This is a genomic window from Acinetobacter sp. LMB-5 (assembly GCF_001541635.1).
GTDB lineage: Bacteria > Pseudomonadota > Gammaproteobacteria > Pseudomonadales > Moraxellaceae > Acinetobacter > Acinetobacter pittii.
In genome coordinates this window covers 356,314-370,580 of the sequence record NZ_LRDR01000005.1, presented here as the reverse complement: position 1 = coordinate 370,580, position 14,267 = coordinate 356,314, and the positions used below count along the sequence as shown (strand labels likewise).

General features: G+C 32.4%; 19 protein-coding genes. 1 reads left to right on the top strand and 18 read right to left on the bottom strand.

Annotation, left to right across the window (positions count from 1 at the left end):
• Positions 1-37: 37 nt before the first annotated feature.
• From AW165_RS08775 to AW165_RS08700, 15 genes are all read right to left on the bottom strand, one after another.
• Entirely contained in the window at positions 38-556 is a 519-nt protein-coding gene (locus AW165_RS08775; protein ID WP_060465537.1) for an ankyrin repeat domain-containing protein, read from the bottom strand.
• A gap of 105 nt (positions 557-661) precedes the next feature.
• The gene (locus AW165_RS08770) at positions 662-1,117 is read right to left on the bottom strand and encodes a DUF6985 domain-containing protein (RefSeq protein WP_060465536.1); all 456 of its coding nucleotides are present in this window, start codon (positions 1,115-1,117) and stop codon (positions 662-664) included.
• A 250-nt stretch (positions 1,118-1,367) separates the two neighbouring features.
• Complete coding sequence (locus AW165_RS08765) at positions 1,368-1,610, bottom strand: hypothetical protein (RefSeq protein ID WP_060465535.1); 243 nt, start codon at positions 1,608-1,610, stop codon at positions 1,368-1,370.
• A gap of 211 nt (positions 1,611-1,821) precedes the next feature.
• On the bottom strand, positions 1,822-2,274 hold the full coding sequence (locus tag AW165_RS08760; RefSeq protein ID WP_060465534.1) for a hypothetical protein: 453 nt from the start codon (positions 2,272-2,274) through the stop codon (positions 1,822-1,824).
• Positions 2,275-2,637: 363 nt separating this feature from the next.
• Complete coding sequence (locus AW165_RS08755; protein ID WP_228138742.1) at positions 2,638-3,018, bottom strand: hypothetical protein; 381 nt, start codon at positions 3,016-3,018, stop codon at positions 2,638-2,640.
• Positions 3,019-3,115: 97 nt separating this feature from the next.
• Positions 3,116-3,514, bottom strand: coding sequence for an immunity 22 family protein (locus tag AW165_RS08750; protein ID WP_060465533.1), 399 nt, complete (start codon positions 3,512-3,514; stop codon positions 3,116-3,118).
• A gap of 369 nt (positions 3,515-3,883) precedes the next feature.
• Positions 3,884-4,405 carry a DUF4303 domain-containing protein gene (locus tag AW165_RS08745; protein ID WP_060465532.1) on the bottom strand — a complete coding sequence of 174 codons (522 nt, stop codon included), beginning with the start codon at positions 4,403-4,405 and terminating at the stop codon, positions 3,884-3,886.
• A 357-nt stretch (positions 4,406-4,762) separates the two neighbouring features.
• A complete protein-coding gene (locus tag AW165_RS08740) occupies positions 4,763-5,179 on the bottom strand; it encodes a hypothetical protein (RefSeq protein WP_228138741.1) in 417 nt (138 codons plus the stop codon).
• A 165-nt stretch (positions 5,180-5,344) separates the two neighbouring features.
• Positions 5,345-6,184 carry an ADP-ribosylglycohydrolase family protein gene (locus AW165_RS08735; RefSeq protein ID WP_060465531.1) on the bottom strand — a complete coding sequence of 280 codons (840 nt, stop codon included), beginning with the start codon at positions 6,182-6,184 and terminating at the stop codon, positions 5,345-5,347.
• A 416-nt stretch (positions 6,185-6,600) separates the two neighbouring features.
• Positions 6,601-7,005: a hypothetical protein gene (locus tag AW165_RS08725; protein WP_228138740.1), complete on the bottom strand. Its 405-nt coding sequence runs from the start codon at positions 7,003-7,005 to the stop codon at positions 6,601-6,603.
• A 149-nt stretch (positions 7,006-7,154) separates the two neighbouring features.
• Positions 7,155-7,706 carry an imm11 family protein gene (locus tag AW165_RS08720; protein WP_060465529.1) on the bottom strand — a complete coding sequence of 184 codons (552 nt, stop codon included), beginning with the start codon at positions 7,704-7,706 and terminating at the stop codon, positions 7,155-7,157.
• Positions 7,707-7,726: 20 nt separating this feature from the next.
• The gene (locus AW165_RS08715; protein WP_060465528.1) at positions 7,727-8,152 is read right to left on the bottom strand and encodes a tetratricopeptide repeat protein; all 426 of its coding nucleotides are present in this window, start codon (positions 8,150-8,152) and stop codon (positions 7,727-7,729) included.
• 221 nt (positions 8,153-8,373) lie between these two features.
• Positions 8,374-8,586 carry a hypothetical protein gene (locus tag AW165_RS20285; RefSeq protein ID WP_060465527.1) on the bottom strand — a complete coding sequence of 71 codons (213 nt, stop codon included), beginning with the start codon at positions 8,584-8,586 and terminating at the stop codon, positions 8,374-8,376.
• 35 nt (positions 8,587-8,621) lie between these two features.
• On the bottom strand, positions 8,622-8,888 hold the full coding sequence (locus AW165_RS08705) for a hypothetical protein (RefSeq protein WP_060465526.1): 267 nt from the start codon (positions 8,886-8,888) through the stop codon (positions 8,622-8,624).
• An 80-nt stretch (positions 8,889-8,968) separates the two neighbouring features.
• Positions 8,969-9,577 (bottom strand): hypothetical protein, encoded by a 609-nt coding sequence (locus AW165_RS08700; protein WP_060465525.1) that lies wholly within the window; start codon positions 9,575-9,577, stop codon positions 8,969-8,971.
• A 293-nt stretch (positions 9,578-9,870) separates the two neighbouring features.
• On the opposite strand from AW165_RS08700, the gene AW165_RS08695 reads away from it, so the two are divergent.
• On the top strand, positions 9,871-10,497 hold the full coding sequence (locus AW165_RS08695; RefSeq protein ID WP_060465524.1) for a glutathione S-transferase family protein: 627 nt from the start codon (positions 9,871-9,873) through the stop codon (positions 10,495-10,497).
• Between the two features lie 14 nt (positions 10,498-10,511).
• Here the strand turns inward: AW165_RS08695 and AW165_RS08690 are convergent, their stop codons facing one another.
• The 3 genes from AW165_RS08690 to AW165_RS08680 all read right to left on the bottom strand — a co-directional run bounded on the left by AW165_RS08690 (position 10,512) and on the right by AW165_RS08680 (position 14,261).
• A complete protein-coding gene (locus AW165_RS08690; RefSeq protein ID WP_060465523.1) occupies positions 10,512-11,291 on the bottom strand; it encodes a Rossmann-like and DUF2520 domain-containing protein in 780 nt (259 codons plus the stop codon).
• Between the two features lie 93 nt (positions 11,292-11,384).
• Complete coding sequence (locus AW165_RS08685; protein WP_060465522.1) at positions 11,385-12,812, bottom strand: OmpA family protein; 1,428 nt, start codon at positions 12,810-12,812, stop codon at positions 11,385-11,387.
• A gap of 213 nt (positions 12,813-13,025) precedes the next feature.
• Positions 13,026-14,261 carry a dihydroorotase gene (locus tag AW165_RS08680; RefSeq protein ID WP_060465521.1) on the bottom strand — a complete coding sequence of 412 codons (1,236 nt, stop codon included), beginning with the start codon at positions 14,259-14,261 and terminating at the stop codon, positions 13,026-13,028.
• Between the last annotated feature and the right edge of the window lie 6 nt (positions 14,262-14,267).

The window sequence follows — 14,267 nt, the reverse complement described above, 5'->3', positions numbered from 1 at the left end:
GCTATCGAATACCATACTTATTAAAGTTATCAGACTTTCATTTCAAGGAATTTAAATAGTTTGCTATTTCTATTTCTCCACGCTCTAAAGCAAATGCCTCAGCATCCATTTTATTCATATAATTGCCAGTATAAGACATTTTATAGTCAATACCGTGACAAATTAATTTTTCAGCGATCGGTAAACTTCCTTTCATTATGGCACCAAATAAAGGATTTTTTTCTGGTTCTGTGGTATCCATTTCAACATTTAATGACAATAAGTATTCTACTATATCAATATGTCCACTTGATGCTGCTGTATTTAAACTATTGCCCCCAAAAGTTCCCCCTTTTTTATTAGGATCCACCCCTTCAGAAATTAGATATTTAACTATTTCTAATGCTCCACTACTAACAGCTACATGAAGCCAGCTACCAAATGGTGTATCTATAAATATTAAACTAGGAAATTCGTTAAATATCTTTTTTAAATTAATCAAATTATGATTTTTAATAGCATTTCTAATTAAAATATTATTCTCTTGATTTTGTCGAATGATATTGGACTTATGCATATAACTTCACTTACGAATCATTGAAAAAGTGTTGTGTAATAGAGAAAACTGATTCATCTTAGCCGGTGCGATTGTATTACAGATAAGATGCCAGCATTTCATCATTCAAATAAAATATTCTTGTACATTAATAGTTTTAACATATTTATCAACTATCAAGACGCCTATCCCCAACTCTGGTTCGAAAGTTGCTTCAAACATAAAAACTATGTCGCCATTAGGTAAAAAATATAATTGATCCCAATCAAAAACTTTCTTCAAATCAAAAACAATTTGGACATGGGGCACCATTTCATCATAAGGTAAATCTTGATATATTTTCTCTCTATTTAATATATAATAATTAAATAGAGCTCCCTCTATTAACGTAATATAGTCTAAAGAATTACCAAGAAATTCATTGTAAGCTCGCTCTTGAGCATTTGTAATATCATCAACTCCATAACCAGCAAGAGTAAAAGTAATTTCTTTTGACTCTCCAAAAATGTTATACGTTTTATGCTCTATTAAATTCAGATTAGAATCCAATAAACCGAATGGCTCTATACTCCGGAAATTCATATATTTAACATTCCACTATTTTAGTTTTTTATCTTACAAAATCATCTTAAATTTCTATTTCTTACATCAAAAAAATTTGCCATTTGACATATATTCATTTAAATATCTTTGTCAAGATACCAGCTAATTATATGTGTTAGCTTTAAATAGAATTTAAGTTGTGTTCATGCTGGGCTATCATATTGTAATGGAAGAATATTGAGCTGAGATAAACCCTAAAAAATTCTGAATTAAACTATCATATTTTACATTATCTATAGTTTAAGCTGGTTGGTATATTTAAAAACTTAATTAGTGCAGAAGTAACTAAAGGAAAATTCCATCCAGCCATCATTAGCTTATCCCAATCTACCGCATCATATCCATAAAAAAACTTAAATTTTCCATTAGCCCACAAATGAAGTTTACAAGAAGTGAAAAGCTGTTTATTTACTTTGAGCAATGCAAATTGCAACTTTCTAAACCAAAAATCGAGATCCTTTGTAACTGGCAATCCTTTCTCATAAACCTTTCCAGCTTGATTTATTAAGTAGCTATTACCAAATTCGCTATGATTATCTTCTATATGATAAGTAAGTATTAATTCAATCTATCCAGGGTCTACTACAGAAATCGCCTGATTTACTATCTCTTGAATAATTTTAAACTGATCAAGTTTATCCACGCTATCCACCTAATTAGTCAATGTAAGACCTGATTCAAAATTATGGAAAATCAATCTCAATTTTAATACCAATTAAATTTTCTTTTCCATATTTAATTATTATATTTTCAAACTCTTCTACAACATTACATACTGTATTAAACTGCTCGAAATTAAAATATTGGGGTAATCCATCATCAATGGAATACTCTGGGATATTCTCATTTGATATACAAATCTCACTTTTATTTGCCAATGTTGATCTTACCCAAATAAATTTATCATTAATTGACATATCTGGTAACTCTTGATCAATTGGGTAATATTTTTCCAAAATAAAATTATTTATTAACTCTTTTAACTCCAAAAGAGGTCTACCACATAGCTCCCATATAGCATCACAAAGTGTCACGGTTATGGCTTCATTTTCACATCCCGTTTCATCAATACAATAGACTCTTGGATATATAGATTTATTACTTAATAAAATTAATTCTGCTACTATTTTTTTCACGGTGTATACTCCGACCAAACTTACCACAAAGTCATAACTTCATGAGTTAGTTTAAAATTTTTATTACAGTTCTAGTCTCGCCTTCATAGAAGTGAATCCGACTCTAAAGCTTACATTCACTTTCGTCAGACTTATTGCATGTTAAGTATGTATCTAGTACCAAGTAAAATGGATTTTAAAAATAACAAAGATTATTCACCTTTAGAAAAAATTAATATTAGCCAATGTGCTAAATCAATTTATAAAAGAGCTTCCTGATAAGTTTCCCTCAAACTTCACACAATAAAATCGAAACCAACATCTTCCAAAGCACCTCATAGTCAATTTCTATTAGTTGATGATAAAGGTAATATTTTTTCATAACTATATGATGCCTTCAGGTACTCCAGTCCCACCTGCTAATTTACTAATTTTCCAACGATTCATATCTTGGTATTCAAAATTAATTTCATAGTCAAAGTTTGCATCTATCACCAATAGAAATACTCCTTTAATTTTACCTAAGCCTGCTAGTAATTCTTGACCTTTCCTATTCATAGGATGAAAGAAATCTTTATACTTCAAGACATCTATTATTTCTACGCCAGTTTCAGACACAAATGATGCTTTAATTTCTGCGACTGAACTATTACAGGAAAACCTTAAGTATGCTTTTTCCCACTGTGGTTCAACATCCATCATGAGAGTTATAAATTTTTTTGTAATCTCAACAACTAGTGAACTTGCAACATCATTCATCATCATTTCATTCTTCTAATATAAATTTGCTGAGGAGCATTATTAAAGAGCTGGCCAAATAAATCACCACTCATTGTGTATCTCTGATAGTAAAATTAATATATCAACTCTCTACTGAATATTTAAAGCTGCCTATAAAAATAGGATCTTTTGCAATCCTTCTCTTAACTTTTAAGGGATTATAATTAAAATCATATTGTACAATAACCCATCTACAATCTACTATTCCTTTATCAAAAGCAGCACTAATCACCTCATTAATAAAAGATTTTGAATAAGATAAATCTTCAAGTAATTTATTTAAACTCTCTATCTCAAAGTTAATATTATTAGTTTCCTGATTATCAAGATTATAGTATCCAACCCCACATAAATCTTGTAAGATATCTAAATCTGCATCTACATCTTCACCAAGTATTCCTGCCCAAATTGATACAGTTCCCTCTTTTTCAAATCCCTGACTATAGTAATCATTGTCATCAGAATAATCATTTAAACTCACTAGTACTCCCCCTAAATAATAATATGAAAGAAAGACTCAAAAAAGCTGAAAAATATCTATCATAATTGCATTTATAATAAAATTTCCTAAAATCAAATCTGTTATCATTTCAAACTTGACAATATAGAATCTAAAAAAGTCAGAGTTCCTCATAAGAGTAACTCAGTTAATTCCAAAAAAGGAGTGATAGACTCTACCGTTGAATTCCTAATATTTTTCAATTTAACCTGTGATCGTTTTAGTGAATCGGGATACCCCCCTACACTAAGCAGTAAAAAGTATTCTTCTCAGCAATTGTAAAACTAACCTATTGTTTTGATAGACATACACTATTATTGGGCAGTAGAACTGAAGAAAGGGATATAGTTATTATAGCGTCTTTATCCACTCACTAAATTGCTGTGCAGCATCATTATTATTTAACAATTCTTTCCATTCGCGCTCGTTACTATTTATCGCATCAGAAATAGTAAAAACTATGATCCCATTCCTATCCATATCAGAAAAAAAGCCCTCTTCTTTCAAACTTTTGAGTGCAAATATGCAGGATTGATATACATCGAACTTAAACTGATCATATTCATCCGAAGACTTAATTAATTCAGCATTTGCTCTTAAGTACAGAGAAATCTCCTTAAAACTCTCCCCACCTTTAGATTCATGACTCCACTCACTTGGACTCCATCTATAGTATTCTTTATCATCAGGATCATTTTCTATCATTTTATTTAAATGAATACAGCTATTTTGTGCTGGACAGATTGTGATTGCATCAGCATCAGAATATAAGCCATAAGCACAAAAATTTATCTCAGGCTCCTTTTGTCGTACAGAGTTAAAAGCCTCTATTGATGCTTCTTTAATTTTCTCTATAACATATTGCTTATCCAATAATACTCTCCAATATATTAAAGTTAAATCTCGACTATTATAAAAATGTGAATATTATCTTTCTAAAGTATATTTATCCTAAAAAAGATCATCTATTACAATCTAGCTAAAGTCATTATTTATATCAGCCGTACAAATTAAATAAATACTTAATATTTTTAAAAAGTTTAAGCTTGTGCCCCAGTAAGTAAGTTTAAAAATTTCAATTTGAATCAAATTATAAAATTATCGACCCTATCTTCAAAAAAAACATTAGAATTTTAAGGACTCATTTTCATACTACAAAAAACAATTACTTTAACTCACTAATACTTTTTAAATGAAGTTTTACAGAAGAAAATTAAATAAGACAATAATTCAACTATAATTGAAAGGATTTAGGATAGCGATCACTGTTACAGACTCCTCTTCGAAAATTCTATCAACAGACCAAACACTCTCATATATTTCCCAACGCAGCTGAGTCTCGTGTAAAGCTTCTAAGATTTCATTTTTTATATTAATCATCTGCAATGGTCGATTTGCCATTCCTCCCATAAGACAATAAATTGAGATCTCTACTGCTTCTATATCTTTAAAACAAACAAAACCCTCCGGCCCTTCTAAATAATTTTCGATAGAGATTGTTAACATTTGCCCCCACTTACCTTTCTCAACTGAAGAATCTTGCTTTTGGACTATACGAACCCAACAATCAAATTCCGATCTTAACCTACATAGTGAAGACCAATATAATTCTGTTTTATCAATTGTCACTTCATCAACCTTTTTCATTTTTTCAATAAAAGTCCATACGGGTGCCCGCGACTAAGTTTGAACACCGTATTTGGATCAGATTATAAAATTAACGATCTCATCTTCAAAAAATTAAATAAAAAATGCATTTTTCGATTAAAGTGAGAACTTTAAATTTCAAAAAATAACACCATAATTTTTTGATTATATTAAATTTTCTTCAAAAAAGTTTTTCTCTAAATTTTGTAAAAAAGATATTCCGTATTTATCTTCATTTAAATTATTATAAAGTTGAACAGGTAAATCTTTTTTGTATTCTATAAAACATGTAGCTAAACCAACAGCTATCGCTGCAACGCTATCCGTATCTCCTCCTAAATTAATACATGACTTTAGGAGCTCACTTAAAGAACTATGTTGCAATAAACATGTTAATGCGGCACTGACCGTATCATATGCATTTAAAGATACTCGATCTTTCCAATTATAATCCCAGTTTCCATATTGCTCTGATTTTAGAAACCTCTCTAAATTCTTAATAGAACCTTTTTGGTGAGTTCCAAAATGGGCAGCTAAAGCGACAGCACAGCTGGATTGAATTCCTATGGGTGAATCATGTGTAATTTGTGCTTGTAACTTTGCTAAAGCAATTACATCTTCTTTATTTTTTAGAAAACCAATTGGAACTGAACGCATTGCCGCCCCATTTCTTTCACTTGTTGGAATTATTAGTTTAAGTAACTCTTTGCTAGACTCAACTTTACTTAATAAATTAAAGAAACCTTCTGAATATCCTAATCTCACATCTCTATTAAAGCATTCTAAAAATTTTGAAGCTATATTTTCTTTGGTCCATTCTTGACCTGATAATATAAACTCCACTATCGCAATCGACATCTGTGTATCATCTGTATACTTGCCTAAAATATCGTATAACTCATGTTTGCTGTATAATTCTAAATTATTCTGTGAAATAATCTTATCTTGGCTGCAAAATTCAAAACCAGCACCGTAAGCATCCGCGATAGCAATTTCAATCAACATAAGGATTAAGTCTCTTTAAGTGAAAATGGTCTTTGATTAAATTGTCAAAAACTATAGATACTAGTTCATGTATTGCACTTTCTTTAAGTACCCAGACTTCTAAAAGTTCTGTTCTGAACTCGTTGTCATGATAGAACGATTCAAATAATTTCTTAGATAGAAATACTTTCACTTATAATAACCTATCTTATGCATTAATCTGAAAATATTTTTTAAGACATCGATCTTTATTTAAGACGTATTTATAAAAAGTTGTATAATTAATTTCTTTAAGAGTTTAGTTAAAGATAATTAACAAAATAGAGTCCGAACTTAATCCTATTTTCTAAAGTATCAGAAAAATTCAACCAATTAATTTAATCAACCTTAAAAGATTATAAAACCTTTACACCTATAGTAAAATTCTATTGTCATATTTAAATCATCTCAGCTAAAGCATCCAATCTTGCTCTATATTCATCGTTTTTATTATCTAAAAGTGGTGTATCTTGATAATAAAAATGAGTAGTATATTTACCATTATGATTAATAACTACACCAAAACCACTCCATATTTCTTTATTTTTTTCAGAATCTATAAATAGTTCATCTACAGCATCAAATAACTCTACTGAAGACTTTAAAGGCGGCCCCTTAGAATTATTATGAGGTATCTTTTCACTACCCAACCAGCACCTTGCAATATCTTTATTTCTTAATCCAATTTCTATATCACGTAAACGCTCTGTATAATATACTATCTTTGACCAATTAGCTGGAGTTGAATAAATAATTTCATTCACAACAATATTGACCAATTCAGCTTTTTTTAAAAAATTCATATTTAGCCTATTATTCTCGAATATCACATCAATTCTACTTAATAAGAAGATATTTAAAGTATCTCTTACTTTTAAGCTAACTATTCAATACTTTTTATAAATATGCATAATAAGTACTGCACAATTTCACACTGATAGATTTTTCAATCCTACCATTTCCAATCATCAATCTTAATAAATCTCACCCCTGTACAACCTAAACTTTTTATTAAATCACTTAATGAATCATGCACTAAGATTATGTTATTAAATGTTTTATCAATTCTAAATAAGACTTCATTTTTAGTCTTATCTACATTAACAATAAGCTTATAAATTTCATCAACCAAACCTTCTTCTTCTGTATATCTTGAATGTTCTTTATTAATACAATCAATTTTTTTCAATAAGTTTACAAAAAAGTATTTAGTTTGTATAGGAATACCATTTGGTTTATATAGCTTTATTGGCAAGTATTCTGCACTTACCTGTTTTGTTTCTAAAATATCTTTTAGCTTACTAGAAACTATAAAAAGTGAACCTACATGAAAATAATCTGCTGGCTCATATTCTTCGATTAAATCAATGTCTATCTTGATATTTCTATCAGAGATTGGCTCACCCTTTGTAACTTTAATTTCCTTTAATACACTAATATCTCTAATGGTTCCACGCGTGTAGTAAATTTCATTATCAAAATCTACTTTCCAAACGCTATACATTTTTTGACCTTAAAGTTATATTATATAACAATTTTTGTTTCTAAAAAGTCTAAATACTTAGGATCATCTTCCAAAAATATACCTAACCCTCCTCCCATATAAGCTCGTGTTAATTCATCAGCTGAATCATCAAAGTTACCTTCTTCATAATAAAGCTGTCCAAGACGAAGATGAATATAAGGATTTCCCAGCCCTTGCGGACACTGAACTGCATTATAAAAGTACTTAAATGCTTGTTCATAATCTTTAAGGTGAAAATACATATCTCCCATTGCAACATATATCCACGTTGCTGCTTCCCACTCTCTATGGTCGCTTGGAAGTAATTTTAAAGAATCAATATAATTTTTCTTTGCGTCCTCAACATTTCCGTGCTTAACAAGTTCATCACCTCGTTTACATAAAAAGGTAATTTCTTCATGAATTTCATTGGGTAACTGCTTCATAATTACTACTTACTATCTTAAACACTAGGTTTATATTAAAGAAAATTTCCTACTTAAGCTCTTCCACTTGCAAATACTGAATCTAAAGTATTAACTGAGTTTTATTGATATCTATTTTAAAAAATAAATACATCTAATTGTATCACTTTAATATCAGTTGAAGATATATATACTTTAAACATATTACTATCGAATATGAGATACTTTTTAATTTATTACACCTAATCTTTATGCTTCAACGAATTCAAATAACTAGCTATTTGTTTTTCTCCACGTTCCAAGGCGAACGCTTCAGCATCCATATTATTCATATAATCACCCGTATAAGAAATTTTATAATCAATACCCCGAGATATTAAAATCTTAACTATCGTCAAATTTCCCACATAAATTGCCGTAAAGAGCGGATTATATTCGGACTCTTCGATTATCATTTCAACATTTAAGTCCAATAAATAGTTAATAATATCTATATGCTGATTTTTACCGCTTCATTTAAAGCATTTCCTCCTAAAACCCCTCCTCTTTCATTTATATCAGCTCCCTTATTAACCAAATACTCTAATAAAATCGGACGACTATGAGCAGAAGCATCATGCAACCATGTTCCAAATGGAGTCTTGTAGCTAAGAATGCCTAGTTTTTCATTAACTTTTAATAGTTTTATAGCTAAATCAATATCATTATCTTTAATAGCATAATGTATTTCTCTAGCAATAGATTTCAACTCATTCACTTTTCACTCTCTATGTTTCTTTTTCTACCCAACTGTCAATTTACTTATACAATTTTTCCCTGTAAATATTCTCTAATAACTCATAAAACAACTTCATTTTTTTCATTTATTACTTTTTCAATAGTATTCTTATCCACTAAAACTATAAATCCTGGTGGCAAAATTAATACAGACATAAGTTCAGGTCTTATTTTAAGTAATTGAAAAGCATATATTGCTTCATATTCAATATTTTCGCCATCATCTTCAAGTGTATTAATAAACCAACCAGAATCACTTTTTTCTAAATCTGGTTCTATACGCTCCATAAATAGTTTTTCTTTATCCAAACATCCTTTTACTAAAATAATTTTATCCTGAAATAAAGTAGCTATAGGATTTACCCCATAACGCTTTGAAAAACTATTTTGTAGTGCCTGAACTTCAAGAGTAAAGTCGATACTATATTTCTCTTCACTAAATGGATTACTTGAAAAATCTGGTTCACACAATATTAACTGATTATCATCAAAATTTCGAAATATCAAAAAAGACCAACCAAACTGTATTTTTACACCATCTTCAATAGATACGCCCTTCCGGCTCATATCTACAATCAGTTCTACCAACCACTTTGCTTGCTCACTTAATCGAGAGGAATATCTCATTAGAATATTCTTCTCATTTAGTTCAATAACTTTCTCTTCCATTAATAACCTTTTATTAATTAAGTTTTATATTAAAAAATATAGACCAACTCATTTCCACACTTATTTTGAATAGTTTATCTTTTCAATTCTGGTTAAAAAGTATTACTCCTATATTATCAAACAACTCTACTTAAAAGTTCAAATATATTCTTATTAATCAAATTTTAGAATTTTATTTAGGATATACGTTCTAATAGATGTATTTTTTAACTATTGATTGCCAATCGAGCCAAATCTAGCTATTTATAGAAACTGGTACTTGCCATACTAAAAATAGCTAAGGACAACAACACATGTTAAAAATTTTAGGGCGTGATAATTCCATTAATGTTCGCAAAGTCTTATGGCTGTGTGAAGAACTAAATCTTGAATATGAAAGAGAAGATTGGGGACGCGGCTTTCGCTCTGCTCAATCACCTGAATATTTAAAATTAAACCCAAATGGTCAAATTCCTGTTGTTATAGATGGCGATTTAGTGCTTTGGCAGTCCAACAGTATTATCCGTTATTTGGCAAATGCGTATGATAAAGAACACCAGCTTTACCCTACTCAAGCAAAAGAAAGATTTTTTGTTGACCAATGGATTGATTGGCAAGCCATCGAGCTGAATAACAGCTGGACTTATACGATTATGTCTCTATTGAGACATTCACCAGATCATCAAGATCCCAACTTATTACAACAAGGTATTGCTGACTGGAATCATCATATGCAGATTCTCGATCAACAGCTTGCAAAAACCCAAGCCTATGTTGCTGGTTCACAATTTAGCTTGGCCGATATTCCAATTGGTCTGTCTGTACAACGCTGGAAAGCAACTCCTTTTGACCATCCAACACTTAAGCATGTTGACCAATATTTTGAACGTTTAAATCAACGTGCTGGTTTCTTAAAATGGGGCAATAACGGCGAACCTTGATCTTTAAATCAGCTTTAACTCGAGTGATGGCGCTTCACGATGCCATCACTTAAAAGTTGATAGACCTGTTTTAAATCATCCCGTTCTGCTTGAGCCAATAAGTCTTGATGCATTTTCAAAATATTGTGATCACCTCGCATTGCCGGCCCAGTTTGCATTTGCTTTGGATCATTTTTAGTCGCTTTTTTTGCTGTTTCTATAATTAAAGGATAGAGCAAGCTAAAGTCGACCTGCTCTTTATCTACTACCTGCTTTGCCATATCAAAACAATAGTTACTAAAGTTACAAGCGAATACAGCCGCTAAATGCAAAGTTAAACGTTGTTTTGAGGTATATTTATATACTCGACCGCTTAGGCTATTTGCTAAATTTAAAAGTAGTTTTTGATCGGCATCTGTTACCGCTTCAACAAATAATGGTGTGGCTTGCCAATTGACGTCTCTTTCAAAGCTAAATGTCTGTAATGGATAAAATACCCCTGCTTTTTCATGTACCTGACTGATGACTTCAATATCAGTACTACCCGAAGTATGGACAATAAGTGTATCAGGAAAGAATTCATGAACTTGTTTTACAATATCTGCAATTGCACTGTCTGAAACCGCTAAAATGATAAGATCAGTTGATTGGAATTGTTGAAGTGACTGACATGCTTTTGCCTGAAACTGCTCTGCAAACTTTTGGGTTTTCTCAAAATCACGCGCATAGACTTGTACGATGTGATGACCTTGAGCCAACAGTACCTTTGCTAAATGAAAGGCAACTCGCCCACTTCCAACCAAACTGATTCTCATATTAATCCAACACTATTTGTTTCAACAAAAAAGCTTCTCAAAATGAGAAGCTTTTTTCAAATTAAAATATCTAATTTTTCATAAATCAGAATATTATTGAGCTACTGAAAACTCAATACGACGGTTTTTAAAACGTCCTTCTTCTGTTGTATTCTCTGCAACAGGCTGATCAGAGCCATGACCTTGTGCAACTAATTTAGACCCGTCTACACCTTTAGATGTTAAATAGTCGACTACTGCTTGAGCACGGCGTTGTGATAAAGCTTTATTTGCTGCTGCATTACCCGTCGAGTCAGTGTGACCACCCACATTTAATTTCACACCACTGACTTTATTTAAAAGTGTTGCAGCTTGATCAAGAATAGCTTTGTTGTCTGCTGGAATATCGCTTGAGCCACTCGCAAAGTTAATGATTTGCAAGTTAAGTGCTTTTACTAATGCATTTACATCGACATTATTCGGATCAATTGAGCCTAGAGCAGTTTGCGAAGCAGTTAAGCTATTGCTTACAGATTGCTCAGCTGTTTCTGGTGCAGTAGAAACAACTTCAGTGTGAGGAACAAGAGCTTTTACTTTTGCGGTTAATGCTGCTAACGCTGCTGCATCACCTGCTTTCAAAGTAATTTTGTCACCTATCCATTCTAAAGATGCATTTGGCACACCTTTTAAGGCACCAAGCACGCCAGCAAGTGCATCTTTATCTGTAAATCCAGCTGCATATGTTTGACTAGTATCAACGTTACAATCTTGAGTTGATGAGAAAACCTGCTTAACTTGAGTTTGTAGGGTTGCTAAGAATCCTTGATCGCCAATACCTGCCTGACACTGGCTAACAGCACCTTTATCATCTGTGCTTAAGGTTAAACTCGCAGGTGCAGCTGCGGTAGTAGCCTCAACACCACTGGCAGCCGTTGGTTCAGGTGCTGGTACAGCTTCTTTATGCTGGCAAGAACGCCATAACCAAGCAATGATAAGACCCAAAATAATTAAGGCAATAATAGGGAGGAACCCACGAGATTTGCCTGTTTTTTCACTGGCTGCAGCTAATGGTGGGGCTGCTGAAGTTGCATGTGGAACTGAAGATAAACCCGCACCAAGTCCTAAAGGAGCTAATAGACCTACTGCCCATCCCGGTAAATGCGAACGAATAGTATCTGCATGCTGACGTAAATAGTTTACAATACTCTGTTGATCATTTCCGGCAACGTCCGAAATTGCATTAAGACTAGGTTTAATTGCACTGTTGAGTGTGCTTTCGATTTCATTATTTGGTGCTGTACCACTTAAATGAGTCAGTACAGTATTCTTGATTTGGTCATTATGAGAGAAAAGCTCTGATAATGAGGGAGCCAAACTGTTTTTTAATTGTCCAATAAGATCAGGTTTAGCAGCTAATAATGAAAGTAAAATTGGATAAAACTTAGATAAAGCATTCGATTTTTCGCCTAGGTATCCATCCTGATTATCTAATATTGTTGATGATACTTTTTCTTTAAGCAGTTCTATAGGGTTTATCGACATTGGTTATTCTCCCGAATTTTATACGTCGTAACCAGCAACTTTTGATTATTCAAATACTTCTCTTTGCTGATAGTTTTTTATTCTAATGTGCGCTCAATCTTTTGTTGTTTTTTAAATAATTTATATACAAATTTCCATCTAGTATTTACAAAACAGGCAGATCTTATTGATCTACCTGTTTATATTTTAAATTTACTTTAAATAACCGTTTTATCAGTTAGCAAAAGTTTGAAGTACTTTACCGGTAAGGTTTTGACCCAGCAATGGAGTATTTTTCCCTTGTGATAAAATCGTGTCTTTGCTTACTGTCCAGCTTAATTCAGGATCGACTAATACCCATCCTGCTTCATCCTCCCAACGCGAGGTCATATTGGCAACCTGCGCAGGTACGCTAGTCACTTTTTCAACCCACTCTAAAGGTTCAAATAAACCTTCATTAATGAGTTGAATGCCTAAAGATACATAAGTATCAAAAGCTGTAATGCCCGGTTGAGTTTCAGCAAATGGTGCCATTTTTGCTGAGCTGCTTAAAGGCTCATGATGCGTACAAATTGCATCAATCACGCCTTCTTTTAAGCCTTGACGTAAAAGTTTTTTATCTTGCTCAGAACGCAATGGTGGACGAACATGTGCTAGAGAATTGAAACCATCAGTTAAGTGTTCAGTTAAATGCAACTGATGCATTGCGACATCGGCAGTCACAGGTAAACCTTTTGCTTTTGCTGCGCGAATTAATTCAACCGATGCACCGCAAGATAACAAACCAAAGTGAGCTTTTACGCCAGTTGCTTCAATCATAAGCAAATATTTTGCAATTGCTACAGTTTCAGCAATTGCAGGAATCATCGGCAAACCTTGGCGAGAAGCAATAAAGCCTTCGTGTGCACATCCGTCTTTAGCAATCTGCGGCTCTTCAGCATAAAATACGACTGTTAAACCAAGACCCGCTGCATATTCCAAGGTACGAATAACTACATCATCATTTTCAAAAGCGGCATTCGCATTAGAAACAGCAGTACAACCGCCTTTTTTCAGGCCTGCCATATTTGCTGGTTGCTTACCATTTAAACCTTGGGTTTGAGCACCAATGATATGCATGTGAATGCCCCCATCATGCCATGCCTTTTCAATCAAGCCATGAATGAGAGCACCGTTGTCTTGTACAATCGGCTTTGAATCAGGTGGTGTAATAACATGCAAAATACCATTGGCACGTGCTGCTTTACCTTCCGATTTCAATGTCCCATGTTGCTGTTGACCCGGTTCACGCAAACGCGCGCATAAATCAACCATGGTTGGCATTAACCATTTACCCTGTCCGTCAATGGTTTGCTCCACTTGCTCTACTGGAGCAACCAACTTGCCATTTTCAATATATACAGTTTGTACGCTGTCTGTTTTTTGGATTGGGTCTAACACACGTACATTTTCAATTTTTACAATACTCATGTGATC